This is a genomic window from Bythopirellula polymerisocia, assembly GCF_007860015.1.
GTDB lineage: Bacteria > Planctomycetota > Planctomycetia > Pirellulales > Lacipirellulaceae > Bythopirellula > Bythopirellula polymerisocia.
This window is the reverse complement of the sequence record NZ_SJPS01000003.1, coordinates 278,742-304,247: the sequence shown is the minus strand read 5'-3', so window position 1 is coordinate 304,247 and position 25,506 is coordinate 278,742. Positions and strand designations below refer to the sequence as shown.

The window sequence follows — 25,506 nt, the reverse complement described above, 5'->3', positions numbered from 1 at the left end:
TCAATCTAGAATAGGTCGCGTTGCCCATTGGGGCCGTACTTCTCAATGTACTCTTTGACTTTCACCTTGCGTGCCGTATTGTCGCTCGACATGTAACGGATCTTGCCGAAGATAGGACGCTCAGGTCCCCAGGCACGGTCGTAGCGGCCCAAGACCCAGAAGATGCCGCTGTAGCTGTTGGGGTTGCGGCCATCGACGGCGTATTTGTTGTTCAGCTCGATCATAACGGCAAGCGAATCTTGCGGGGTAGGGGACCATTCCAGGATTTTCTTGCCCCAGAGCATACGCAGATAATTGTGCATGCGACCTTCACGAACCAGTTGGCGCTGGGCTGCGTTCCAGAGTTCATCGTGTGTTAGGGCTGCTTCGAATTCGGCGAGAGAGTAAGTGTGCTCGCGGGGATCTTCGGCATGCTCGGCAAGAGTTGCTTGTGCCCAATCGGGGAGCGACGAGTAGCGATTGTAATCACCACGCTTGGAACTCATGTTGTAGCCCAATTCTCGCCAGGTGAACAGTTCGTCGAGAAAGGACTCGGCAGCCTCACTGGTGCCCCACCAGCCAGTGGAACTACCGGTAGCTTTTTCAGAGAGTTTGTCGGGAGACCACTGCTCGTGCTCCATTGCGGAGGCAAAGATCTCATGGGCAGAAATATGGCCGAAGTGGAGATAAGGAGACAATCCGCTAGCAACTTCTTGTTGGGGTTGGTTACGTGCCTCAGCGTATCGCGAGAGTCGCTGATCAAGAAATATTTTCACCTGCCGGTCTGCCGCGCGTTGACCACCACTAAGAAGCGCCTTGCCGACGGAGTGATCGATAGGAAATTCACTGAGGTCGTCTGCTACCTGTTTCAATGAGACATCGTCCTCGGGTGGCCAGCGCTTGATTACATCGACTGGCAAATTCTCGAGTTGCGGGAGCTTCACTTCGATCAAAGGATTGGCAGTGGGAAGTTCAAATAAATGCGGTTTGAGCTCTTTTTGCAAGAAGCGGCGAAAATCGTAGGCGCGCAGAAACACCTTGTCGGTTGCCCGCATTGGCAACAGGCCATTTGAATCGACCAACTCAAATCGGCAGGGGATCTGTTTCGCCGCCACTGAGATCATCTTCGGCAGGAAGAAGCAGGGAAAATCGTCGCTCACGACCACGCAGGCATTCGCGGCAAGTGCGGCCAATAGGCCCGACCCCTCCCCCGGCTCTCTTTCCAAGTAAGGATAGTAGGTTACAGGAGATTTCCCCAGAGCCGCTTCGTTGTCGACCATTCCTTGAATCACAAACCTGTGCAACCGATCGCTGGCCCAGCGATAATCACACCGCAGGGCTTCGAGGATGACCAGCGGCTTGCCTAACTCCTGTGCCCACTCAACTGCACGTTGCAAGCTGTAGTTCCACCGCGTGCGGCGATTGGCGATCATCCAATACAGCACGAATCGGCCATTTGGTTGGACGTCGCGTTCGTTTGGTACACGGATACGTAAACTTGGAACTTCACGGATGAGTTTTGCCGTATTCATATTGACTCCGAGAAGCTCGATTTTTGGTCACCGTATTACCGGATTTAGTCCTATAGATTAACGCCGGGCATTGTAACCTCCGCATTCTATCCAAACCCGACGCAATCTGTGCGAAACCGCACACTTCAGTGAGTCTTTACCGTCGAATTTGTCCAGTTTGCTCGGGGATGTCAACCAAAGAGGTGATGGCGCGATTTTTGCACCCTTCTACCACGGAAGGGATTCTTTGATCCTCGCACGGACCTGAGTGTGTACTACGCAAGAAGGAGCAGTTCCATGTCAAGTTCTCTTGAGCAACTCACGATTCTCAGGGTTGGACAAGTGATGGCGCGGGACGTTGTAACGGTCGGCGTTGACGATACGATGTCTGCGGCCGCTGACATGCTGAAAACCTATGGTGTCACTGGTTTGCCCGTCGTCGACAGCAGTGGGCGATGTGTGGGTGTGTTGAGCGCCACTGATTTTGTTGGGTGGGAATCGGAGGAATCACACACTCATTCCCCAACCGCTCATTTTGATGCCACTCTTGCTCAAAAAGAGGTATCACTTCCAGAAGTAAGCGATGAAACATTGGTTCGCGCCCACATGTCTGCAACTGTGCAGACAATTCGGGAGCATTTGTCCATTGTCGAAGCAGGTCGGCTCATGTGCCAAGATCATATTCACCGCCTAATTGTTGTCGATCGTCAGGGACGCCCAGTAGGTATCGTCAGCAGCCTCGATCTCGTGTCGGCACTCGTCCATGGGGCTGAATCATAAGTGAGCATTCAATCGTTTCTCGGTACCTTCTTGAAATTGCGTCTACCTCTTTGAAAAGAAGAACCATACAAGGCATCCTCTGTTCATCATGCGATGGAAGAACTCTTCAAGTGGCATCCGCAATAGCGACACCCAATATGGTTTAGAGTTTTTCTGATATCGAACAAGAAAACCTGGTCGACGGAGATCTCGACGTTGGTTACGGAGTAGCTGGAGTCTTGATTGCTTTCGTTACGTTGGGTTTCTCACTGATAGCCATAACCGACTGGTCGATTGTTCGATAGCAGGTATTGCCCGTTGAGACCAAGTGTCGTCTAATAAGTTGTGCCCAGTCACGACTTCATTCTTGGAGAAACTATGCGTAGTAGTTCGCTGCTTGTGCTTTTCGCCCTTTTTAGCGGACCTTTCACCTATTCCCTTGCTGAGGGCCTACCGCTATTGGTACAGGATTCGTTCGAAGAGGGTCTGTCACATTGGCATACGAGCGACCCGACGGATGGACCTGTCACCTGGGAGATTATCAGTTCAAACGAAAGCTCTGTTGAGAAGATGATGCTCCGCTCCAACGGCGGCAGCAAGTACGAGCCCCCCTATCGCAGTCCTTGGAATCTCGCATTGCTAAAACTTCCGGTCGTGTCGGATTTCGAACTTTCAGTGCGGGTGCTGAATACCAATTACGACGCTGGCGGTCACCGAGACTTATGTATCTTCTGGGGATACCAGGACCCGGGTCACTTTTACTATGTCCATCTAGGGGCGGTGCCCGATCCTCATTCTTGTCAGATTTTCATCGTCAACGGTGCCGACCGCAAGGCGATCACTCAAAAAGAATCGACAGGCACACCATGGGATCGCGATTGGCACGATGTGAAAGTGACTCACAATACCGAGTCTGGAAGCATGAACGTTTTTTTCGACGACATGATTGAACCAGTGATGACCGCCACCGACAAGAAGTTTTCCTGGGGCCGAGTCGGACTCGGCACATTTGATGACAACGGCAACTTCGATGACTTCAAGTTGCGAGGTATCGCGATCGAGCCAGTCCCCGCCGGGGCCCGACTACCGCCAAGATCCTCGCCGATCGAGTGACGATTACTTTTTTCTGGCCGCGTCAATAGTCGTGCGGGCCTGGCAGGCAAGCTCTTCGATGGCCTTCCAGTCTTTGGCAATAATCTTGTCTTTGGGGGTAAGCCATGAGCCGCCGACAAACGCGATGAGGGGGTCAACAATGTACTCAGCCAGATTCTCCCGGCCGACCCCTCCGAGTGGAACGTATTTTACTCCCAGATGATGGTAGGGAGGTGACATTGCCCGCAAATATTTTAGCCCACCTAACGCTTCGGCTGGGAAATATTTCAGCAGACGGCAACCCAATTCGATGGCCGCCTCGATGTCAGAAGCGGTTGCGATACCAGGTGCGAATGGCAAGCCTTCGGTGGCGGCGGAGTCAACCACCCGGCGATTAAACCCGGGTGAAACCCCGAACAGTGCTCCGCGTTCGATAACCTGGCTGACCTGCTCCGGTTTGAGAATCGTTCCCGCGCCGACCAACATGTCGGGCACTTCCTGACGAATTGCAGCCAGCGAATCCAGTGCAGCCTCAGTCCGCAAAGTAAGCTCCATGGCATTGACACCACCAGAGAGTAAGGCCTTGGCCAGCGGGACCGCAGTGTCTATGTCGTCCAGAATCACGACCGCAAGTACTCCTGCGGATTCAAGCTTCTCAAAAATGGGCGGAACTTTCATTCTCGGGCAATCCTATTTGGGAAAGGGTCAAGATGCTATAATTTAATCTAACAGGGAGCATTTGTCATCGTGCAGCAGCACCCCGAACTAACTCGGAAAACAAGACAATAGGTGGAGTGGAAGTCTTATGATGAAGCGAATCTTGGTCGGACTGGGCAGCCTGGAGTATGCCCGCTCAGCGACAGCCAAAGCCATCGAATTGGCCAAGGTCCACGATGCGGAACTTACGGGGGTAACTCTACTGGACATCGATCGCTTGGACGACTTGGGACCGATTCCCATGGGGGCGGGTGATGCGGCACGAGAATTGAAAGAAAGCCGAATTGAAACGGCGAAAGACATTATCCGCACCGAGCAAGAAGAATTCGCTAAGGCCTGTGAAAAGGCGGGTGTCACTTATCGATTGCAGAGTGAATTGGGAGACCCGCTGTCCGCCCTGGTGTCGCTTACCCGATATCACGACTTGGTAATCTGTGGATTACAGAGCTTTTTCGAACATGGTGTGGTAGACGAGCCTGTTGATGAATTGGCCAAACTGGTGCAAGAAGGGATTCGCCCCTTGTTGGCCGTCGCTGAAAAGGATCGACAGATTAACAAAGTCCTGGTGTCCTATAGTGGATCGATGGAGTCGGCTAAGACGATCAAGCAATATGCCCACCTAAGGCTCTGGCCGAAGGCCAAGATGAAAATTGTCACGTTTCACGATGATCGTGAAATCGGCGCGGAGCGACTTTCTGAAATAGCTCAGTATTGCCGGGCACATGGCTACGAGCCGGAAACCGAATGTGTGGCTAAGCCACCTATCGAAGCGTTGCTGCCTTACGCGAATGAGTGGGGAGCCGATCTGATCGTGCTTGGCAATAGTTCGAAGAGCTTGCTGTTGCGTCGCATTCTGGGAGAGACAGCGCTACATGTGATGCGCAATTCGGCGCTGCCACTTTTCTTGGCGCAGTGAGCGGATCGGCGCTAGCCGCCGGTATGAGTGTGACTAACGGCGGCTAGCGCCGATCTGCTCGTATTCGGAGTGATCAGGTTTTACACCCCCAGTCCTAGATACTCCCGCGCATTGCCGTAACAGATGTTACGGATCATCGGCCCTAAGAGGGAATCATCGTTGGGGATCGCTCCGCGCTCTACATCCGTTCCTAAGAGGTCGCATAGGCAACGACGGAAATATTCGTGCCTGGGGTAGGAGAGGAACGAGCGAGAGTCGGTCAACATGCCGATAAATCGCGACAACAGGCCTTGATTCGAGAGTGCGTTCATCTGCCATTGCATTGCCTCCCACTGATCTAAGAACCACCAGCCGGAGCCCATCTGGATCTTGCCTGCGACCGAGCCATCTTGAAAGTTGCCAATCATCGTAGCGAGCATGTAATTGTCGGCCGGGTTGAGGTTGTAAACGATTGTTTTGGGAAGGGAATGTTCGCTATCGAGACGGCCCAAAAATCGCGACAACGTTTCCGCCTGGGGCCAGTCGCCGATCGAATCGCCTCCCACGTCACGGCCAACCTTTTCCATTAGTCCGGCGTTAGCATTCCGAAGTGCTCCCAGATGGAGTTGCATTGTCCAGCCCATTTCATAATTCCAACGCCCAATGTGCAGCATCAGATTCGTGGCGAATTGACTCTGCTCGGCGGGGCTCACCGCGCCACTAGTGCGGGCCTTGGCAAATATCGCAGCGGCTTGATGATCGTCGCAGAAGTCCGCATAAGCATGGCTGAGTCCGTGATCGGAAAGTCGGCAACCAACTTCATGGAAAAACTGGTGTCGACTTTGAAGTGCAGAAAGTAAGTCGGCAAACGAAACAATATGGACATCGCTTACCTCGGCCAGCTTGTCGACCCAAGTGTTGAACTGCTTAGTCTGGTCGATTTCCAAAACCCGATCGGGACGATATGTCGGAAACACGCCGGTTGTGAGACTACTGTCGGCGATTCGACGATGGTAGGTCAGGTTGTCGGTGGGATCGTCGGTAGTGCAAACACCGCGAACCTGGAACTTGTGAAAGATGCCATGGACGGTTAGCTCGTAGCCCTGATGTAACTGCTCGTTAGCATCCCGCCAAATTCCTGGGGCGGTATCTTCATTGAGAAGTTCGTCGATGTCGAAATACCGTTTGAGTTCCATGTGGGTCCAGTGATAGAGCGGATTCCGCAGGGTGTGGGGAACTGTCTTGGCCCAGGCGAGAAACTTATCGTAAGGCTCTGCACCACCGGTGCAGAACTCTTCTGCCACACCATTGGCCCGCATAGCTCGCCACTTGTAGTGGTCCCCGGCAAGCCACATCTCCGCTAGATCGGCAAAGCGATGATTGGTCGCAATCTGCGCCGGAGGGAGGTGCGTATGGTAATCAAGTATCGGCTCACTAGCGGCAAACTCATGGTAGAGCCGACGAGAGGTTTTGGTCTGGAGCAGGAAATCGTCATGAATGAATGACATCGAAATCGTCCCTTTGCGTAGAATTGAAATGCTCTTGCCGCCAAATGCTCTATCTGACACGCGTATGGGGCATTTCTCAACAATGCATGTCGAATGGCACTGCGAATGGAACCACCACTTGGCAACTCAGTGTAGTCAAATTTCCACACTTAACAACAGATATTTCTATTGCAATTCGAGTTAAGCTGCATTGTTTTTTGGGGAAGCGATACCTGCTCGGCGCGGGACGTCAACTTCGCCAAGTAGCGACTGAGGCGCACGTCCAATGAGGCGTGCCTTGAAATCCAGAAACCAAGAACTAAGAAGGCAATTTTCAGAATTCGCAGTCGATCGTTCGTTGTTTTCTATGGTGCTCGAGACAATATTCATAGCAATGAGATCAAGCACTTCGCTATGGTCAAAATAAGACGTGTGCACGAGTTCCTTGCCGGACAATTGCTCGGAGAAGCTTTCCAACCCGGAAGTGAACGAAGGACATCCCAAGAGCTGACGAAATTTTGGTACGACCTGCCCCGCATGTTGGTCTGCCTCGTTAAGCATCTTCTTGCTGAGATGTTCCGGCAATGCTGGAATAGTCTCATTCATAACTGGAGATGGGAGCACAGCGACAACGTGAGCCGAGGGGCGATCATTTCCTTGCGCGGAACGTATCACCAATCCCTTCACTAGTGAGTCAATCGCTGGTCGAAACACCCAGTTGAACAACGGCGCCAAAAGCCAGTAATAGGGTCTCGATAGGATTGAAATATTATCGGTAAAATAAACTCGTTCTCTTGGAGTGAGTTGCTTAACAAAGGTACAAGTCAAATCAAGAGTGGCTCGGAGTCCATTGATAGCTTCATCATCTGGAGACCACAGCCCTAGCCAACGAGCCCCATAGCGACTGAATGCATTTCGTTCTAAACGTGTATCCGCTCGAATTCGTAGTGACTCCAGTGCTGGACGGAAGCACATCATTGCAAAGTGCAGACACAGATAGAAACAGAAACCTGTCAGGGCCACCAGGATGATTCCTTCGCGAGTTGAGTAGAGGTATTCGAACAGTGTCAGATCGCCCGATGGATCGAAGGTGCCTAGGTGGATACCTTTCGCATTCCGCTGCACTGATAATCCGAGCCATTCACCGAAGGAGATAAAAGGTGCACGTAAAACAGCCAAGTAACCCACCTCTTCATCCGGCAGAAGTGACAGCACCGCGTCTTCACCCGAGTAAGCATCCCAAATCAGAGTCGCGAGTCTGTGCCCCGCATTGAAGACGGGCCGCATGAGAAGCAGGCCAAGAATCGCACCCATGAGGTTGGTTAGGTGCCAAGGACTGCGTCCTTTCTGATGAAGGAATGGTGTGCCGACAGTTGTCCAGCTGCGGAGATTGCGGAGTGGACGCCCTGTGAGCGTTGCTAGTCGCAAGGCATTCCAGATGACCGAACCGCCATGACTATGTCCCACGAGATGGTAGGATTTGTTTGCTTTTTCCAGTGGCTGGAGATGCCTTAATAATTGTGCGGCGGCCTTGCTTCTGGCCCGTTCACCATTCTCTCCAGTCCAATGAAAGACCTCACTATCAGTCGCTACACGGACACCGTCAGGCAGCCTGCTCTGTAACTCGTTTGCCGACTGACTGCCTGCCTGCCACCACTGTCCACCAGTACTAGAGCTGTTACCAGAAAATGTGCCGTGTACAAGAATGGCCAACTCTTCCGTTTCTGGACATTCAGCATTTTTAAGAGTCAACATCTGGTGCTGGCGCCTCACATATAATCGAATTAATTGAACTTGCTTTTCAAAAGCCTTACCCTCGAACGACAGGCAAGAAGCCTACAAACCTTCAGGACACGGGCTAACTTCGGCTTACTGCGACGCCTTGCGTAGCTCGGTCCCTACTACGCTGCCTTCCGAGGAAAGAAGGCTTTTGGTGCCGACTGCGTCTGGTCATTGAGCCGGACTTCGATGGGCTTCTGCAGATCGAGGTGTACATCGGTTTGTGGGAAAGCAATCACGATGCCCTCTTCTCTGAATCGGTCATCGATTGCGACACGAATATCACTCTGAACTCGTGCAGCCTCCATCATGCGCTGCATATGAATCCAAAAATGCACTTCGAATTCCAGAGCACTGTCGCCAAAGTTTTTGAAAAGCACTATCGGAGCTGGTTCAGTGATAACTTTCGAATGATTTCTAATCGTCGAATCTAATACTTCAATGATTTTTCTAACAGGAGATCCATATGCGACCCCAACGGTGATCGAAGTGCGAGACCGTGTGTCAGAGAGCGTCCAATTGGTTACATTATTTTCCAAAAACTTGCTGTTAGGAACAAGGATCTCCAAGTTGGCACCGGTGCGAACTCTTGTGCTGCGGGCACCAATGTGCTCCACGTTCGCGTCGATACCTTCGATGTTCACCAAGTCGCCAATGCGTATAGGCCGTTCCACGAGCAAGATCAGGCCACTGATGAAATTGTTGAGAATATTTTGACTACCAAAACCAACCCCGATCGCGATTGCTCCACCCAGGAAAGTAAATACAGTAAGTGGAACATTGACAACTTCCAACGAGACAAATGCGGTGATAATCAACAACGAATAGAAGAGGACCGTTCTCAGCGGAGCGATTGCCGTCGGGCTCAGCCCAAATCGAGGCATAACGCGTTTGGCAATGGCACCTGATAAGAAGCGTGCGAACCAATAACCCACTAGCAATAGGATAAGCCCGCGACATATCTTGCTGATGGTAATTGGTCTATCATCAATGGAAGTTATTTCGAAGTTCCAAATCGTATCTAGCCAGACGGCAAATCGGTGAGTGGCTTCCTTCCAGGTAATTTTATCGAGGTGATCTTCCAATTCATCAATAAAGCGTTCGTAGAGTCGCTGGCCACCAGCAGTTAGCACCTGAGTGGAGGAGTAGAAATCGATTGCCTTTTCGATATCCAATATCTGGTTGCTCAGCAGCGCAAGTTGTTCTCCCTCGACCTCACCTAGATTTGCTTTTCTTTGGAGAGACATGGCAGTATTTTGCCAATGCATTCGGTGGAGATTCAGTTTCTCAGCAAGCCGATCGATTCTTCGTTTGGAGGCAATCGCATCGTCCAGCCATTGATCAGGCTCACTGACTTGAAAATCTTTGTTAGCGAACTGATATCGGTGACGCCAGCAGTCACGAACTGCGCTGATCTCAGTCAATAGTTGCTGGAGAAGCTCAGATTCGTCTCGGGCGGTCTGGAATTCTATATCCTCAGGCAAGGAGGATCCATCTTGAGAATGTCGTTGGGCCAGCCGACGCATGCGCCCTTCCGCCTCCTTCAACTGTTTCTCCGCAGCTTCTTGAATATTGCTAATCATCCCAAGTCGCTCGTCGAGTTCTTCTGAGGAAAACCTGACATTCTGAGCAATCATTTTCACACGCGATTCGAGGGCTTGAATCTGCGAATTGGTCAATTCAACTTGTAGTTCTAGTATGTCAGCTCGTTCTCTGTGGAGGCTTGTCATGCATCCGTAAACTCGGCAACGGAGGTTTAATAGGGAAACCTCGTGTTGCTGAGGAGTTGTCTCACTTGGACCGGTGGCAACTGCCTCCAGCTTCATCCTGCGTTTGCTTTCGACTTCACTTAGTTGCTGCTTCGCATCTATAAGCAAAGCCTGCTCAGCCTGCCGTTCCAGTTCCAGCATTGCTGCGTCGTCTCGAACTCCGAGCAAAGAGTTTCTCAACTCGTCAAGCTTTAAGAAAGAATAGGGCTTCCCGGAGTGCTCTTCTTCCGTCTGCGGTTCATGAATCAGCTGAAACTGTCGATTCACTTCTTCGCGATCATCTAAAGTGGAGAGCCGCTGAGCCACAACAAGCTCATATCGTTCCCATAGCTCAAGCTCCTCCCTGAGAAGTTCAAGAGTATTGAGTTGGCTCTTCTCTTTCAGATTATCGATAGTTGTTTTGAGTTGTGCGAGCGCATGAGAGCACTCGGCCTGTAATTGAATAAGGCTTTCTCGACTTGGAGAATTGCTTTTTTGCGATCCGGATTGACTGGCGAAACTTTGTTGTTGCGTGGTGGCAAAGAGAAGTAGAAAAACCCAAGCAACCACCCACGCAGGGCGAATCCGTTTGTAAACAGGGCCTGAAATGTCGTCGAAAACGGCCAGCGAAAGCGCAGAACGCTCATTGAGTTGTGGGGGATGCCACATCGCTAAATCCTTCCATGGATTGTCGGTATCTGCATTCCTTGCAGACATGAATTCGGTTGGTCCGAGCTATCAAACCAACTCAAGCGAATTCGAGTTAGTTACCTTACTCTTTCGGCCCCAAAAACGACAAGTCGGTTTCGTCAAAGCGAAGGCTCGAAACAAGTAACTTCTCGTGTACTGCTAGCACCACGTAGACGAGGCTACATCAATCTAAGTGCCCGGAAAATGGCCGGCCTATGGAATCCAGGTAAAGCGTTGGACAGAAAGACGTTCTGACTGCCGACTCAAGTACTGAAGAAGAGGACGAGACAGTGGCATCTTGCAATCGCGATGCAGTCCTCGGACCAAGCACAGAAAAACCCCGAGAAACAAAGTGTTTCACGGGGGTTTTAGTAAGAGGCGCCGCCCGGACTCGAACCGGGGATGTCGGATTTGCAATCCGATGCCTTAGCCACTTGGCCACGGCGCCCTAGGTGCGCTCAAACTCTGGTCGAGACGCTGTGCAAGGAATAATCGGACTATCCTTACACGGTACTTGAGAAGGGTCTCAATTTTGTCCCGCTCAATGCCTGTAAAGTTAAGCAATCAGTGAATTTCGGTCAAGTGCAGGGAGTTTGAGGGCTCGGTATTCTAGGCAGGGGAGCAGGTCGCCACAGTCCAGGGGAATCCTCGCCGCGATAGCAAATCAGTTGAAGAAACTAGCCAATAAGACTCGATTCAATAGATAGCGGTTCACGCGCCAGCAAGCTGTTCAGCGAGAGCAGTCTGCAGCGTCGATAAGGAGAGGAGACCTACGATGATCGAGAAACTCATGAACTTGTTGGGCGTCCACTCGAATGGAAACCTGGACCCGGTGGTTCGCCAGGTGACCGAGGATTGTCTAGCCGAGGTTTGTCAGCGGGTCGTAGGTCGCACGGAAGGGATGAACTTCTCGGAAGCCCGCGGATACCTGCGTGCCCGTGCCACGAAAATTGTTCTCCGCCGCACTCGGATTTTGATTGCGAAGTCTCCGGAAATAGATTCCGCACAGATGTCTAGGATCGCCCGACTGGCTACCGAGCGACTGGTGCCCCAGGTGCTTCGCCAGGCTCGCGTTGGAGTGCCCGCCATGCCTGTATATCGTCAAGCTGCTTGACCAATGGAAGGAATTGGGGGAATGCAGGAATTGGGGAATAACATTGCTTGATTCGTTCTTAGCCAATCCTCTAGCATCTAACTCCTAGCCTCCAGTCTCTTTCTCATGGACACTACCGACTATCCTTCATTGCCGAATCTAGCAAGGATGCATTCTCAACTGGCGGCGGATAGTCGCCGAGTGAATGCACACATTGACGCGCAACTCGATGTGATTGAGCACTTGTTTTACGCTACCACGGCTGAGGACTGGCTCGGGGTTGCCCAGGCGTCGAAGTTGTTGGCCGAACTAACACCGGAAGAAATCGGTGCCGAGGTGATCAACGAGGCGCGGCTTGTCTACGAAGAGATGAATCATCCTGCGAGCGAATTGCGTGCACCCAAGCATCTGGCACAATTATTGACAGCTTGCCGAGCGGTGCGAAGTCGAACGCGGAAATAAACGAATTACCTGCCTCAGAGAGCCGGGCAAATATCGTTACCAATAGCGGTAACCAACGTTGTAGACGTTCGTGGGGTAGCCTGTGTACCAGCTGAATGGCCGACCTCCTGGGCGTGACCAGGCAGGGCTGTACATTGTGGTAAACGGCATTCCAGAAGCCGTGGGACGTCCTGGTTGGAATCCGTACCAGCGGAGCGACGCCAGGCGATCCATCCTTTGCTCGGCCCGCAATTGGGCTTTTTGCTGGGCTATGTTTTTCGCCGGCTCTGGTTGTTCGCTACCATAATACCAGTCGTTCTGGTCGGTGGCTGAAGTATCAGCTTTGGCCGTTCTTTGGGCCTTAACGTCGGCAACTGTCCACGCCTGGGTTAGCGAAAATGCCAGCAACAAGGCAGAGAATATCAGGCTTCGTCGTTTCATGATTTTCGTTTCTATTGCAGGGTGGATAGACAAACGGCCAGTTGCCGCAGAGTTAGTCCCTTGAATGTCCCTTCGGCAGTGAAACTGCAGGGCATTGAGCCAGAGCGGCCAGGTTCACGCGCATTCAGCGCAACGGCTGCTGAAAAATCATGTTGTGGAAACTTTGCGGGGGCGAAGACTTATCTCTTCCGCAGAGTCTGCAGAGAAAAAGGCAGCATCCTCTGTGACTACGACAAAACCTTATCGCAGACGGCAATGCGTCGCACTGAGCCATCAAAGTCTCACGGCCGCCAAAATCTAGCCGATCCAGTCAATCCAAGCATTCCGAGCAGTAGGAAGCTTAATCCCGCAGGCTCCGGTACAGCCACTGTCGAAGAGAATGGACTGCCGCCGCCAACTATTTGGTAGCCATACTGAATTTTCCAATTATCCAGGTCGGCGGCATCTACGGCACCATCACCATTGGAATCGCCATTGGCTTTGGTTGCCCCGGAAGTGATGCCGAAACCGCGCTGCCAGAGAGTAAAATCGCGTCCATCGACGTCTAGATCACCATCGAAATCTGCCAGATTCTCGGCAACTCGCAAGAATAAAGAATTGCCGAATTGCCCCATTAGCCAACTGTCGTCAACCAGTGCCGGAAGAGTGAGGTTAGTGAAGGAAGTTGCCAACTCAGCTGAGGCAGATACGATCTCAAAGAAATCGCCATCATTGGGAACAAAGAGCCCAGCGCCCGCGTCGATAAGCGACACGGCAAGCCCACCAGCAAGATTTGCCGAGCCAGATACGATAAGTTGATCGAACTGAGGAGCGTTCGCATTAGAATTGTCTACTCCTCCGATTTCTATCTCAAGTTTTCCGGTAGATTGCTGAGTGTAATTGGCATTGAGACTCATGATGCCTGCAGATACACCGGGTGCGAGGGTGCCCGTTTGATTTTCGACTAGCGTGGCGATGAGTCCCCCACCTTCCAAACGGCTATCGCCGGATATGATTACATTTCCTCCGACATTCACTTGATTAGCAGGAATGACACGCAAGGTGCCGCTGCCAACTCCAAGGACCACGTCGCTATCAACTTGCAAGCTCCCGCTTGGACCGATAGTAAGAATACCCTGTGATCCCGCTGCGGCGGCTATCCGCACATCTTTGGAGTGGAGCGTTCCGTTGCTGATTGTTAGCTTGGCATTGTCAATTGTATCTTGTCCGATGACCAGGCCGGTAGTAGCGTTAAGTGCAGCAAGGCTATACTGAAAACCACCCAGATCGAAATTGACCGTATCGCTCTTGATGATCGCGCTGTCGGTGGCGACATTTGTGCCGAACTGGACCGTGTAGCCTGCAACGCTGCCCAGATTCCAGATGGCGGAATCACTCCCCAATGGAACCAATCCATCACTCCAATTGCCGCCGAGATTGAAATCTCCTCCCGCGTTGTTATCCCATTGGAAATCAAGCGGAGCCAACTGCAGGAAGCCATCATCGTAGGGAATTCGCAATTCACCTGGATTGAATAAGCTATTGAGATGCACTTGAGAACCGGCCACGGGATCCCAGGCATAGACGTTGATCCCGTTCAGAACCAAGGCCGAATTGTTGAGGATTCGCAGTCCCGCGGGTCCACCGAGGCCGAACAGATACAGTGCCTCGGCCTCTCCTCCACCGCCACGGTTGCCATTGTCGATAACGTCCAGAAGGTCCACCGAGGTTCTCTGAGTCGTCGTACCGATCCGCAACTGTCCCATGCCAAAATTGCCGCTCATGAACCCACCTACACCGGCGTCTTCACCACCTACCTCCATCTGTTGACCGCCGATACCGTCGAATCGTAATACGCCGGAATCAAGGTTGAGACTGGATTCGGTGGTCATGCCGAAGGAATAGCTCTTCGAGACCTCGATTGAAGCCCCGGCACCTACCGTCACACTCCCTGAATCCACGTTAAAGCTGCCATCCACGTCCAGATTCGAGTTGAGATCATTAACCGTAAACGTGGCGTTCTCCGCCGCATTGAGATCGCCGATCTTGATTGACCCTGCTCCACCAATGGTGAATCTCGTCTGACCGCTACTTGCATTAGTAATCAGGTGCAAAGATTCTAGATCGATCGATCCGCCAGTCTCAACGACGAAATCGATCCGATCTTCCCCCCGCGAGGGAGCGTTGATTGTTTCGACGCCCGAGAGATTGATGGCGGCGTTGTTGGTGGCGCGGATCGTGTTAACCCGGGATCCCCCCGAGAAGTCGTCCCAACCCGCATTAATGCTCTGCACGCTTGACAGATTGAGGACTGTCCCCGTGCCATCCGCCGAAAACAATGTCGCTGTCCCGTTTAGCCCCAGCGAGGAATAACTCGTGGCCGAGACCTCTCCTTGGGCCGTGCCGTATTCGAGCCCTCCCTCGACGAAAAATTGGGCGTTGTCGATGTTGCTCAAGACCCCTGTGTTGAAGGTGCGACTGGGGGATAAGGTGACACTACTTCCCTGGAAGTCGGTGAGGTCCTCGGCGTTGAAAGTGCCATCGGGGTCGATCGTCAGATCGACGTTGTTGAGACTGGTGAGATCGTTGGCTGTGACCACTGAAGCGGCTCGAATCTGATAAGTCCCCAAGTTGTGAGTCACGAGCATGGGCAGGTCCAAGGTCGAGCCTGCCGCCACGTCAAACTGGGTATTGCTGGCATTCAGCAAGGCGGGCAAGCTAAAGTTGGCCGCCTGCACGTCGAACCGAGTGTCTCCTCCGCTGGCGCTAGTGGTCGTAGTAAGTCCTGACAGATTAATCGTCGAATTGGCGCCAACGACGAAATCGATCCGATCTTCCCCCCGCGAGGGAGCGTTGATTGTTTCGACGCCCGAGAGATTGATGGCGGCGTTGTTGGTGGCGCGGATCGTGTTAACCCGGGATCCCCCCGAGAAGTCGTCCCAACCCGCATTAATGCTCTGCACGCTTGACAGATTGAGGACTGTCCCCGTGCCATCCGCCGAAAACAATGTCGCTGTCCCGTTTAGCCCCAGCGAGGAATAACTCGTGGCATTTAGCGTGATGTCACCTCCTCCCGTAATTTCAATTCTGCCACGAGTCCCATCAAACCGGCTTGCCAACGAGGGAGCGGAGAAGACGCCGTTATCGGTGGTGAGAATTCCTGCGACCGAGGCTTCGTCCACAACGGCCAGATCTCGACCCGAATTGATGTTCAGCGTGGCGTTGTCAGCCAGCGACAACTGAAACACTTTATGCCCCGTGCCCGGCACGTTGAAGTTCACCGTATGGCTCGCGGGAATTACGACAATAAAATCGTCTATCAAATTATTTATAGGGACTTGGGCAATGTCCCAATTAGCAGCGGTGTTGTAGTTCGAGTCGCCACCACTGCCTGTCCAGATGGCTGTGATCTGTGCAAGAACGTGAGTAGATTCACAGAACAGTAACGTCGCAAGAAAGAAAAACAAACGACACACATGGTCCGAGCAGAGTCGCCCGGCACGAGTTAAGATCTTCATCGTTGCCTCCCAGAATAGAATTGCAGTGACCGGCGAGAGTTGGGGTGGGAGGCAATGTACTGCAAATCGGCAGGAAATACAACCAAATATCTTTGTTAAACCAGTCGAAGATAATGCAAAGCAAATATCACAAATCGCATGCCGTAAGAGTTGACCCGTCAATCAGAAAATATCACACTCCGCGTTTGGGCCGGGGCACTTTTCCGCTCGATGCTTTTTTACTTCGCATCCCACGTCGACCCTTTCCCCCAGCCTTCTCTTTAATCGAATCGACCGGCTCGCCGATGGCATCCTGCATCTTTTCAATACGGTCCCGTATCGCAGCAGCTCGTTCGAATTCCAGTGCCTCAGCTGCGGCTAGCATTTCCACTTCCAACTCGGCAATGTATTCCTCGGTGATGTACTTTGTTTCCTCGGTACGACCGACTGCTGCGTTGGCCTGGGCATGGGCGGCAGCGGTGGCCTCGATGCCGCGATGGATCGCTTTGCGAATTGTCTCAGGAGTGATGCCATTCTTCTTGTTATAGGCTTCTTGCAATTTTCTTCGCCGGGCGGTTTCATCGATCGCTTTTTGCATGGAGTTGGTCACCTTATCGCCATAGAGAATGACCTTGGCGTTCACATTGCGGGCAGCGCGGCCGATGGTTTGCATAAGAGAGGTTTCGCTGCGGAGGAAACCTTCTTTGTCTGCATCCAAAATCGCGACGAGTGAGACTTCCGGCAAATCCAAACCTTCTCGCAGTAGGTTGATACCTACGAGGACTTCAAAGCGACCCTGGCGCAAGTCTCGTAGTAACTCGACTCGCTCGAAGGCGTCTAACTCGCTGTGCATCCATTTGCAGAGGATACCCTGGTCGGAGTAGTAGGTCGCGAGATCTTCGGCTAGTCGCTTGGTGAGCGTGGTCACCAGAACACGTTCCCCGTTGGCGGTTCGTTCACGGATTTGTTCGAGCAAGTGTGGAACCTGCCCACGGGCCGGGATTACTTCTATTTCGGGGTCCAAGAGCCCTGTGGGTCGCACAACCTGCTCAACCACCTCGCCGCCGGTGCGTTCGAGTTCGTAGGAGGCAGGTGTAGCGGAGACATAAACCACCTGTTTGTATCGTTCTTGAAATTCGTTGAACTTAAGTGGCCGATTGTCGAGTGCACTTGGGAGGCGGAATCCATGCTCGACGAGCGTTGTTTTGCGACTCTGGTCCCCTGCGTACATCGCCCCAATCTGCGACACCGTGGCGTGCGACTCGTCGATGAACAGCAAGAAATCTTCAGGGAAGAAGTCGAAGAGGGTATATGGTGGGTCCCCTTTGGCACGACCACTAAGGTGGCGACTGTAGTTCTCAACACCCGGGCAATAGCCCATCTCCAACATCATCTCCACATCGAAACGGGTTCGTGCATTGAGTCGCTGTGCTTCGAGTAGCTTGCCCTGAGACCGGAACAGCTCCAGTCGTTCACGGAGTTCCTGGCGGATATTGTCGACTGCGTTGTGAATCCGCTCCTCGGGCAGCACGAAATGCTTTGCCGGATAAATGAAGACTTCTTGGAGATTGTCAATGGTTTCACCGGAGGTAGGATCGATGATCGAGAGTCGCTCGATTTCATCGCCCCAGAACTCGATGCGGTAAGAGAACTCTTCGTAAGAGGGCCAGATCTCCACGCAATCACCACGCACCCGAAACTTGCCACGTGCGGGGTCGGTGTCATTACGCTCATATTGAATGTCGATCATCCGTGTAAGGACGTCATCGCGGTCCAGCGTACTCCCCACTTGCAGACCAACCATCATCTCCTTGTAATCCTCGGGCGAACCCAAGCCATAGATGCAAGAGACACTGGCGATCACAATCACGTCTCGACGACTTACCAGGGAACTGGTCGTCGCGAGGCGCATGCGGTCAATCTCTTCGTTGATCGAAGCATCCTTTTCAATGTAAATGTCTCTCTGGGGAATGTAGGCCTCGGGCTGGTAATAGTCGTAGTAACTAACAAAGTAACTGACGGCATTGCGGGGAAAGAACTCTTTAAACTCGCTATAAAGTTGCGCAGCGAGTGTCTTATTGTGCGAGAGGACCAGCGCCGGTCGCTGAACTTCTTGGATGACATTGGCCATCGTGAAAGTCTTGCCACTGCCGGTGACCCCCATGAGCACCTGCTCTCGCTGTTCGGAAGTGAGTCCCGCGACAAGTTGTCGGATAGCGGCTGGTTGATCCCCGGCAGGCTTGAAAGGTGATTCGAGTTCGAATTGCATTTTTTATACGGCGAGCCGGGTTGAACTCGACTCCGAAAGAGTGCGAGGGTAATAGAGGGCTATTGTTCTATTGGCCAAACACGCCATTAGAACATATTAGATCGCGAGATACGATGGGACTCAAATGATTTCGATCGAGGCAATTGCTAATTAGACCTCGTAAACAATCCGCCCATGCGATTGACTGCGACTGATACGCTCCGTTGCGTACAGTCCGGCCAGCACGAACTCGACGCAGGATGCTCGAACGGCTTCGTTTTCGCTTGCATTTACCTCAAAGGCCTTATCCCAAACGGGAGGAACACGTTTCAGGAGTTTTGCGTAGTGCGACGAAGGGAGCATGTCGCCCACTTCGATTTTTACACCTTGCGAAAAAATTTGACCAATCTCGGCAAGTCCATGCTTGTCGACATACTCACCAAATACAGTAGCGATCGCCTCGGCTAGTACGGTATCGAGCACTTGTTTCTCGCTCATTTGATGTGTGCCCATCAGATCAAGTTCCAGCTTGCCCAGGGAAGATGCGTAAATGTGGCCCAGGTCGCTGATTCGCGGCACGGCAGGGGACTCGCCGAGTATCGCAGCACGTTGGCGAGCACTGGCGAGCATTGTGCGATAGTTGGCAATCGACAAGCGTGCACTCACCCCCGATTCCTGATCGACATATTTTGAAGTGCGAGCCGAACGGCTAATTTCCTCAATCAATTCCTTCATAAAGTAAGGAACTACAACGGAGGGATCTTGCTCTGCGGAATCTGCATTCCCCTCTGCCTCTTGTTCCAGAATTTGCACACCGAGTTCGCGTTCCAGAGGGTAATGCGTCTGGATCATCGAGCCGATACGATCTTTGAGCTGGGGGATCACCTTGCCGCTGCGGTTGTAAGTAGCGGGGTTCGCGCTGAAGAGAATCAGCACGTCGATGTCGAACTTTACCGGGTAACCACGAATCTGCACATCGCGTTCTTCGAGGATATTGAACAACCCTACCTGCACCAGTTCGTCGAGTTCTGGCAGTTCATTCATGGCAAATATCCCTCGATGCATGCGAGGAATTAAACCAAAATGCAACGCGTCTTCGGTGCTCATGCTCACACCAGAGGCAAGTTTGGCCGGATCGATTTCCCCGATGATGTCGGCAAACTTGGTTCCGGGGGATAGCCTCTCAGCATAACGATCTTCGCGTCCCCACCAAGCAATGGGGACGTCTTCTGCAGCACGGTCAGCGACAATCTGTCGGCCCCGCCGCGTGATGGGCCGATAGGGGTCGTCATGCAACGGAATCTCCGGATCGGCGATAAAAGGGATCGCTTCGTCTAAAAATGTGGACATCAGCCGCATGAGGCGACTCTTGGCCTGACCCTTTTCGCCCAGAAAGAGAATGTCGTGTTGGGCGAGAATGGCAATATTCAACTCAGGAATCACGGAATCATCGTATCCAATGATCCCAGGATAAAGTTCTTTGCCGTCTTGTAGTTGGCTAAGAAAGTTATCGTGAATCTCTTGTTTGACTGTTTTTGTTTGCCATCCGCTCTCACGGAGATCAGCCAGGGTGGTAGGGTAATCGAGTAGGGTCGAGGGCATGGCCAGATCCGTTGAAATGGTGTCATTGAAATCACTTGGCATGTCCGATTATAGTCATCATGTTGGGAAAGCCAAGCTTTAGCTTCCTGGCATTGATTGGTGAGCACTGGGAAATGCAAAGCAGTTACTAATCGCCAGTATTCTGCGGTTTATGCTTTTTCGAGAAAGAAACCCGACAGAAAACCAATCATGCTTTCGTACGCCTGTTGTTCCTCGCTGACGACAAATTGGACTCGTGCTTTCTGGAAACTTGCGACGTTCGATTGATACCGACAGCGGACGATAACCTGTGCCTTGTCGTTCAGCCCGCGAACTTGTTCGAGAATTCGTAGTGCAATCAAGTCGTCAGGAACGCAGAGTACGACCAGCCCTGCCTGGTGGGTGTGGGCTGCTCTGAGTATATCTGGCTGGGTCGCGTCCCCCGCGGCTGTATGGAATCCTAATTGCTCGAAGGGGTAGAGGTTGATGGGGCTCCGGTCGATAAGCGAGACCTCTATGCCTTGCGTTTCGAGAAAACTGGCGATTTGCTTGCCGATTGGCCCGATGCCAATGACGACCGCTTCTTTCAAGGATTCATGATCATAATCTGCTGTCGAAGGCATTGCCTCTAGTTCTTGAGTCGCTTCGACCCATCGCAAGCCGGCTCGCAATAGCAACGGTGTGAGGATCAATGAACCAATCGCAACCGCATTCAAGAGGTTGTAGTCCTCGGCAGAAATTACATTTTCTTGCCAAGCAATGCGAGCTAGTACAAACGCAAACTCACCGACATGGGCGAGCCCAACGCCAATTCCCAATGAACTTCGCCAAGTTAGTCCGGTGAGACGCATGGCCAAGCAAGCTGCAACAGCTTTCAGCACGATAAGCACCGAGATCAAAAACAGCAACCGAAGCGGAGAGTTTAGTACAATCTGTACATCGAGAAGTAGCCCCAAACTGACGAAGAACACGGCGGCAAATGTCTCGCGAAATGGCAAGATGAGGGCGTCGATCTGTACACTCCAGCGATTACCTCCAAAGGCCAGGCCGGCAGCAAAGGCACCGACCGCTGCTGGCAAGCCCAGTCCATGCGCCGTCATGGTAATCCCACCCAAAGTAACCAACGTGAATAGGATGATAATATCTGGGCTACGATAGTTGGCCAGGCTGGGAATGAGCCAACCTGCAAGTACCTGACGACTCAGCAAAATTAATCCGATGAACAAGAGCGAAGCCCCCGCAAGCTGCGCTACCTCTCCTAAAGTAGGAGCGACTCCTCCAGTGAGCATCGGCACCAAGAGTAACAATGGGACGAGTGCCAGATCTTGAAACAGCAACACACCAATCGCACGTTTGCCATGACGAGTTGATGATTCCCCATATTCGACCAGCGCATTAAAGACCAACACGGTTGAACTAAAAGAAAGAGCTGCGGCCAAGACAATGCTCGTGGAAAGGTCGTAACCTACGACACGAAAAATCAGCCCAGCAGGAATAGCTACCAATGCCATCTGAGTCGCGCCACCCACCACTAAATGTCGACCAAGTCGCAGCAGATCGTCAAGCGAAAACTCCAGTCCAATAGAAAACAAGAGCAAGAAGACTCCAGCTTCGCTCAGAACCTCGATGTCATGATTATTCTGACCGACCCAGTGGAGGGCACCTTCTCCCAATAATGCGCCCATGACCAGGTAACCAACGATCGACGAAATCTTCAATCGACGGCAGATCAGCGCAGCAACTAATCCCGCAGCGAGAATTTCCAGCAGATCAATGAAGGTGGGTGGAATCAAGGTGTGCTTCGTTGCCAAATGCAAAATGGCTTTAGGGAAAGATCTTGAGTTTAGCAAGCCAAGCGAAGGTTGTTGCCTCCATTAGGCGTGAGCTTAGATATTACTCTTCGGCAAAAAGCACTTTGAGGCGATCTGTATCTTCGGATTTCCAATTTGTGGGGTCCGTGACTGCAATCCATGCGTCGATGTAGCTCGCGGCCGCGTAATTATGACCGTAGCCATGAGGTACGCTGGTGGCCATAGGCAAGTCGAAGGCGGTTTGCAGAAACGTAACGATGGGATACCACCGCAAATACGGTGAAACGTCGGGACCTCTTTCGCCGACTAGCCACTCGGGCTTGCGGTAAAAGAGTTCGGGTTCAAAAAAGATCATAGGGTCACTTGCGTGTTGGATATACACAAACCTCATGGGGCTCCAATGATCACCCCACTGATTCAACGAATCTTCGCGTCCCGTAAAGCGGACGATGGAACCATCGCGAAAGGTTGGGAGCCAGCTTGGCGAGTCTGGATTTCGTTCTCGAGTCAGCTCCGCCCAAACACGGCTCGGGAATGGTGGGCCACTCCAGAGGCCCCCTTGGATGGGATCCTCGAAGACAGTAAATAGGTCAAAACTCGATTCCGACCCCAGCGATCCAAGGCTCAACCCATGCACGTAGAGTTTTGGTCTTTCTGCCTTCGGTAGTGTTTTCCAATAGTCATATATTTCATTGAAAAGAATGTACGCTGCATCACGCGAGCGATGAGGATCTACAAGAATAGTGATCCAACTTGGCAGATAGGAATACTGCATACTCACTATTGCGATGTCGCCATTGTGAAGATACTCAACAGTATCGACGGCGCCCGGATCAAGCCAACCGGTACCCGTGGGAGTGGCGACTACCAGCACGGAGCGTTTGAATCCACCAACGCGAATAAGTTCGTCGAGGGCAAGTTTGGCTCGCTCTTCAATTGTTTCGGTAGAGCGTAGGCCAGCATAGATACGTAATGGTCGGAGTGCTTCTTTGCCGTGGAACTGGCTGATTTCTTCCTGGGTTGGTCCGTTTGCAATGAAGTTCTTCCCTCGTACTCCGATCGAGTCCCAGTCGATAAGCGACTCGGCACTTCCCGAGGCTAACGCGTCGGAGGGCTGTTCAATCCCTTCGTCCACTACTTTGTCAAGTTGGAGGAAAATGGCGTCCGCGGCATCCAGGGCTAGCCTGGCAAGTACGCGATTCGTCACGAATAAAACAATCAGCCCGATTGCAATTGTCGTGAGAACATAAGAGATCCGCCGAGGCAAGATTCGGTTGACACTGTGATGGATGTACAACCAAGACGCTACCAGGCAACGAGTTGCGGTTATCATGAGCGCTGCAGTGAGGCATGCAATCAACCCAATCCTCCAAGGGTAGGAGGTGGCGACAGGTTCCATTTCCATCAACTCTCGGATCGAGTTTTGCCAAACCGTTTCGCGCCATAGAAAGAGTACGGCAACCAAAAGCACGCCGATCGTGGTGAGCTGCTTGCTTACCCGCTCCAGTCGTTCATTCGGCTTGGGCAATTGCAAGTAACCCCACAGCCAAACGAAGAAAACTCCCGCCGCATACCCTATGGCCAATGCGAATCCAGAGAGGAGGCCTTGGAACAAGAAATTCCTTGGCAAGAGCGAGGGAGTCAGCGAAGCTGCGAAAAAGAGCATCGCAATGACAATTCCCCAGTAAGAAAAAGCTGTGCAGTATCTATAAGCTAGCGATTTAATATTCATTTTTGAGACTCCAGTGACCTCTCAAAGTCAATTCTCGAAAATCGGTTTTCCACATCATCATAAGGTGTCTTCCAATGAAAAGAATAGGGAGTGCACCGTTCCGGAGAGATGCCCGCGTGAAGGTATTGAAGCGACAATGAATCCCATATCTAAAACTATGAATCGAGGGTACATGCTATACCGCTTCAATTCCTGCCTCCCTCGGGGCAAGAAGAATCTTAGCTAAAGGGCCATGCAGTTCGACCAAGCCAATTTTACCGCCATCTAGAAACTCTCTCTCCTACGGGTTACCATGAAGGGAGTTGTAGATGTTATGTCAGCTTCGCTAAGTATTGAGATCGACCAGCAAACTCGTACACAAGAAGCTTGTCTGGGGAGGTAATCATGGTCCAGCGTATCGGAAATCATTCAGTGGGGGTGTTGTTGGGGATTCTTGTCGGCATAGTCGTGTCGGTTGGCTGGTTTGGGCTTGGACAAGGGATTCCAGTGCAGGCTACCGCCACGCATGGTGAAAAGAACTTTGCTATTGCCACCGGATTCGTAGACGAGGAACAAGAGGCTTTTTACTTTCTAGATTTCCTCACTGGAGACTTACGAGCCGCTGTAGTGAGTCGGCGTACTGGAGAATTCGTCGCTTTCTTCGAAAAAAACATCCTTACAGATTTCAGTACCTTGGGTAAGAATCCCAAGTTTCTCATGGTAACGGGCTTGGCAAGCATTCCCCGTGGGAAGTCCCCCTTTCAGATCGGTAGCAGCTTGATTTATATTGCCGAAGCTACCAGTGGAGAAGTCAGCGCTTACGCAATTCCTTGGAACCCCAGCTTGAGTGCCAAAGGGGCTCCACAGACTGGGACCTTTGTCAAACTGGCTGGGGGTTCGTTCCGTACGGCATTTGTCCGAGATGAGTAATACTGTGATGCAACTAAGTGTCAATGGCCGGGAACGCGAACTGCCTGAGGGGACTACGATAGCTCAGTTGATCGAGGAGTTGGCCCTTGATCCTCGCTCGTTGGCGGTGGAATGCAATTTAGAGCTTGTGCCCCGCGCTCAACATGCCCAAACTCAACTAAAAGAAGGAGATCGGGTAGAAGTCGTCACCCTTGTTGGGGGTGGCTGAATCATTGTTTTCGCGGTCCTACGCGTTTCATAGCGCGACATCTAGACTGGTATCTTTCATGGCAACTGAAATTCTCGCAGAATCGTCGCTTACTATTGGCACCCATACTCTTTCCAGTCGATTGATTGTAGGAACCGGGAAATATGCTAACTACGAGTTGATGGGCGAAGCACTTCAGCGTTCTGGAACCGATTGCATCACGGTGGCGGTCAGACGAGAGCGACTCATCGACGCAGCGGGGAACAATCTTCTCGAATTCATCGATACGCAGCGTTATACTTTGCTTCCTAATACGGCTGGGTGTTTCTCGGCAGAGGACGCAGTGCGCGTTGCGCGTTTGGGCCGAGAGATTCTGGTTGGCATTGAGAATCCAGGTGCAGACTGGGTCAAGCTCGAAGTATTGAGCGATACGAAGACGCTGCTTCCCGATCCGATCGCCACGCTTGAAGCGACCGAGAAACTAGTGGCCGACGGTTTCCAGGTGTTGTGTTACTCAACTGACGATCCTGTGGTCGCACGCCGATTGAAGGAAGCGGGTGCGACCAGCGTGATGCCCGCCGGCAGCCCGATCGGGTCAGGGCAGGGGGTGCTCAATCCGAATAACATCCGCATCTGCCTGGAGTATCTGAAGGAGGGGGATCCTGACTATCCGGTGATTGTTGACGCGGGCGTGGGTACCGCCAGCGACGTGACCATCGCCATGGAGCTGGGGGTGGATGGTGTGTTACTCAACACGGGCATTGCCCACGCCAAGGACCCGCTTAAAATGGCCGACGCAATGCGCCATGCGACCGAGGCAGGACGATTGGCCTATCTTTCGGGTCGAATTCCTCGGAAACTGTACGCCACAGCCAGTAGCCCCGACGAAGGCGTGATTACCAGCAAGCCGCGCTAGTTTCTTGCTACGCA

At 52.2% G+C, this 25,506-nt stretch carries 19 protein-coding genes and 1 tRNA gene; 8 read left to right on the top strand and 12 right to left on the bottom strand.

Features of this window, described 5'->3' with window-relative positions:
• Nucleotides 1–5 precede the first annotated feature (5 nt).
• The gene (locus tag Pla144_RS10765) at nt 6–1,511 is read right to left on the bottom strand and encodes a deoxyribodipyrimidine photolyase (RefSeq protein ID WP_146450677.1); all 1,506 of its coding nucleotides are present in this window, start codon (nt 1,509–1,511) and stop codon (nt 6–8) included.
• A 276-nt stretch (nt 1,512–1,787) separates the two neighbouring features.
• On the opposite strand from Pla144_RS10765, the gene Pla144_RS10760 reads away from it, so the two are divergent.
• Nucleotides 1,788–2,270: a CBS domain-containing protein gene (locus tag Pla144_RS10760; protein ID WP_146450676.1), complete on the top strand. Its 483-nt coding sequence runs from the start codon at nt 1,788–1,790 to the stop codon at nt 2,268–2,270.
• Between the two features lie 357 nt (nt 2,271–2,627).
• Entirely contained in the window at nt 2,628–3,362 is a 735-nt protein-coding gene (locus Pla144_RS10755) for a hypothetical protein (protein WP_146450675.1), read from the top strand.
• 3 nt (nt 3,363–3,365) lie between these two features.
• Here Pla144_RS10755 and Pla144_RS10750 read toward each other — a convergent pair whose 3' ends face one another.
• Nucleotides 3,366–4,019 carry a bifunctional 4-hydroxy-2-oxoglutarate aldolase/2-dehydro-3-deoxy-phosphogluconate aldolase gene (locus Pla144_RS10750; protein ID WP_146450674.1) on the bottom strand — a complete coding sequence of 218 codons (654 nt, stop codon included), beginning with the start codon at nt 4,017–4,019 and terminating at the stop codon, nt 3,366–3,368.
• Between the two features lie 127 nt (nt 4,020–4,146).
• On the opposite strand from Pla144_RS10750, the gene Pla144_RS10745 reads away from it, so the two are divergent.
• Entirely contained in the window at nt 4,147–4,974 is an 828-nt protein-coding gene (locus Pla144_RS10745) for a universal stress protein (RefSeq protein WP_146450673.1), read from the top strand.
• Nucleotides 4,975–5,054: 80 nt separating this feature from the next.
• Here the strand turns inward: Pla144_RS10745 and uxaC are convergent, their stop codons facing one another.
• From uxaC to Pla144_RS10720, 4 genes are all read right to left on the bottom strand, one after another.
• Nucleotides 5,055–6,461, bottom strand: coding sequence for a glucuronate isomerase (gene uxaC / locus Pla144_RS10735; protein ID WP_146450672.1), 1,407 nt, complete (start codon nt 6,459–6,461; stop codon nt 5,055–5,057).
• A 180-nt stretch (nt 6,462–6,641) separates the two neighbouring features.
• Nucleotides 6,642–8,195 carry an alpha/beta hydrolase gene (locus tag Pla144_RS10730; protein ID WP_146450671.1) on the bottom strand — a complete coding sequence of 518 codons (1,554 nt, stop codon included), beginning with the start codon at nt 8,193–8,195 and terminating at the stop codon, nt 6,642–6,644.
• A gap of 146 nt (nt 8,196–8,341) precedes the next feature.
• Nucleotides 8,342–10,636, bottom strand: a complete 2,295-nt coding sequence (locus Pla144_RS10725; RefSeq protein WP_197530569.1) for a mechanosensitive ion channel domain-containing protein — start codon at nt 10,634–10,636, stop codon at nt 8,342–8,344.
• A gap of 397 nt (nt 10,637–11,033) precedes the next feature.
• Nucleotides 11,034–11,105: transfer RNA gene (locus tag Pla144_RS10720), tRNA-Cys, on the bottom strand.
• A 327-nt stretch (nt 11,106–11,432) separates the two neighbouring features.
• On the opposite strand from Pla144_RS10720, the gene Pla144_RS10715 reads away from it, so the two are divergent.
• Together Pla144_RS10715 and Pla144_RS10710 are read left to right on the top strand one after the other, a co-directional pair.
• Nucleotides 11,433–11,771, top strand: a complete 339-nt coding sequence (locus tag Pla144_RS10715; RefSeq protein WP_146450669.1) for a hypothetical protein — start codon at nt 11,433–11,435, stop codon at nt 11,769–11,771.
• A gap of 147 nt (nt 11,772–11,918) precedes the next feature.
• Complete coding sequence (locus tag Pla144_RS10710) at nt 11,919–12,212, top strand: hypothetical protein (protein ID WP_146450668.1); 294 nt, start codon at nt 11,919–11,921, stop codon at nt 12,210–12,212.
• A 36-nt stretch (nt 12,213–12,248) separates the two neighbouring features.
• On the opposite strand, the gene Pla144_RS10705 is transcribed toward Pla144_RS10710, so the two are convergent.
• The 6 genes from Pla144_RS10705 to Pla144_RS10680 form a co-directional block, all read right to left on the bottom strand.
• On the bottom strand, nt 12,249–12,632 hold the full coding sequence (locus tag Pla144_RS10705; RefSeq protein ID WP_146450667.1) for a hypothetical protein: 384 nt from the start codon (nt 12,630–12,632) through the stop codon (nt 12,249–12,251).
• Nucleotides 12,633–12,913: 281 nt separating this feature from the next.
• Nucleotides 12,914–16,129, bottom strand: coding sequence for a hypothetical protein (locus tag Pla144_RS10700; RefSeq protein ID WP_146450666.1), 3,216 nt, complete (start codon nt 16,127–16,129; stop codon nt 12,914–12,916).
• Between the two features lie 172 nt (nt 16,130–16,301).
• Nucleotides 16,302–18,377 carry an excinuclease ABC subunit UvrB gene (gene uvrB, locus Pla144_RS10695; RefSeq protein ID WP_146450665.1) on the bottom strand — a complete coding sequence of 692 codons (2,076 nt, stop codon included), beginning with the start codon at nt 18,375–18,377 and terminating at the stop codon, nt 16,302–16,304.
• Between the two features lie 150 nt (nt 18,378–18,527).
• The gene (locus Pla144_RS10690; RefSeq protein ID WP_146450664.1) at nt 18,528–19,958 is read right to left on the bottom strand and encodes a magnesium chelatase; all 1,431 of its coding nucleotides are present in this window, start codon (nt 19,956–19,958) and stop codon (nt 18,528–18,530) included.
• Nucleotides 19,959–20,107: 149 nt separating this feature from the next.
• A complete protein-coding gene (locus Pla144_RS10685) occupies nt 20,108–21,730 on the bottom strand; it encodes a cation:proton antiporter (protein ID WP_231936305.1) in 1,623 nt (540 codons plus the stop codon).
• 100 nt (nt 21,731–21,830) lie between these two features.
• Entirely contained in the window at nt 21,831–23,480 is a 1,650-nt protein-coding gene (locus tag Pla144_RS10680; RefSeq protein ID WP_146450663.1) for an alpha/beta hydrolase, read from the bottom strand.
• Between the two features lie 384 nt (nt 23,481–23,864).
• Between Pla144_RS10680 and Pla144_RS10675 the strand changes: the two genes are divergently transcribed.
• The 3 genes from Pla144_RS10675 to Pla144_RS10665 are packed head-to-tail and all read left to right on the top strand — an operon-like array spanning nt 23,865 to nt 25,492.
• Nucleotides 23,865–24,389: a hypothetical protein gene (locus Pla144_RS10675; protein WP_146450662.1), complete on the top strand. Its 525-nt coding sequence runs from the start codon at nt 23,865–23,867 to the stop codon at nt 24,387–24,389.
• Nucleotides 24,390–24,396: 7 nt separating this feature from the next.
• Nucleotides 24,397–24,597, top strand: a complete 201-nt coding sequence (gene thiS / locus Pla144_RS10670; RefSeq protein ID WP_146451065.1) for a sulfur carrier protein ThiS — start codon at nt 24,397–24,399, stop codon at nt 24,595–24,597.
• A gap of 58 nt (nt 24,598–24,655) precedes the next feature.
• On the top strand, nt 24,656–25,492 hold the full coding sequence (locus tag Pla144_RS10665) for a thiazole synthase (RefSeq protein ID WP_146450661.1): 837 nt from the start codon (nt 24,656–24,658) through the stop codon (nt 25,490–25,492).
• Nucleotides 25,493–25,506 lie beyond the last annotated feature (14 nt).

Bases quoted from the DNA above. Each gene is read 5' to 3' on its own strand.
- Pla144_RS10765 (WP_146450677.1), bottom strand. From the start codon at position 1,511: ATGAATACGGCAAAACTCATCCGTGAAGTTCCAAGTTTACGTATCCGT.
- Pla144_RS10760 (WP_146450676.1), top strand. From the start codon at position 1,788: ATGTCAAGTTCTCTTGAGCAACTCACGATTCTCAGGGTTGGACAAGTG.
- Pla144_RS10755 (WP_146450675.1), top strand. From the start codon at position 2,628: ATGCGTAGTAGTTCGCTGCTTGTGCTTTTCGCCCTTTTTAGCGGACCT.
- Pla144_RS10750 (WP_146450674.1), bottom strand. From the start codon at position 4,019: ATGAAAGTTCCGCCCATTTTTGAGAAGCTTGAATCCGCAGGAGTACTT.
- Pla144_RS10745 (WP_146450673.1), top strand. From the start codon at position 4,147: ATGATGAAGCGAATCTTGGTCGGACTGGGCAGCCTGGAGTATGCCCGC.
- uxaC (WP_146450672.1), bottom strand. From the start codon at position 6,461: ATGTCATTCATTCATGACGATTTCCTGCTCCAGACCAAAACCTCTCGT.
- Pla144_RS10730 (WP_146450671.1), bottom strand. From the start codon at position 8,195: ATGTTGACTCTTAAAAATGCTGAATGTCCAGAAACGGAAGAGTTGGCC.
- Pla144_RS10725 (WP_197530569.1), bottom strand. From the start codon at position 10,636: ATGTGGCATCCCCCACAACTCAATGAGCGTTCTGCGCTTTCGCTGGCC.
- Pla144_RS10715 (WP_146450669.1), top strand. From the start codon at position 11,433: ATGATCGAGAAACTCATGAACTTGTTGGGCGTCCACTCGAATGGAAAC.
- Pla144_RS10710 (WP_146450668.1), top strand. From the start codon at position 11,919: ATGCATTCTCAACTGGCGGCGGATAGTCGCCGAGTGAATGCACACATT.
- Pla144_RS10705 (WP_146450667.1), bottom strand. From the start codon at position 12,632: ATGAAACGACGAAGCCTGATATTCTCTGCCTTGTTGCTGGCATTTTCG.
- Pla144_RS10700 (WP_146450666.1), bottom strand. From the start codon at position 16,129: ATGAAGATCTTAACTCGTGCCGGGCGACTCTGCTCGGACCATGTGTGT.
- uvrB (WP_146450665.1), bottom strand. From the start codon at position 18,377: ATGCAATTCGAACTCGAATCACCTTTCAAGCCTGCCGGGGATCAACCA.
- Pla144_RS10690 (WP_146450664.1), bottom strand. From the start codon at position 19,958: ATGCCCTCGACCCTACTCGATTACCCTACCACCCTGGCTGATCTCCGT.
- Pla144_RS10680 (WP_146450663.1), bottom strand. From the start codon at position 23,480: ATGAATATTAAATCGCTAGCTTATAGATACTGCACAGCTTTTTCTTAC.
- Pla144_RS10675 (WP_146450662.1), top strand. From the start codon at position 23,865: ATGGTCCAGCGTATCGGAAATCATTCAGTGGGGGTGTTGTTGGGGATT.
- thiS (WP_146451065.1), top strand. From the start codon at position 24,397: ATGCAACTAAGTGTCAATGGCCGGGAACGCGAACTGCCTGAGGGGACT.
- Pla144_RS10665 (WP_146450661.1), top strand. From the start codon at position 24,656: ATGGCAACTGAAATTCTCGCAGAATCGTCGCTTACTATTGGCACCCAT.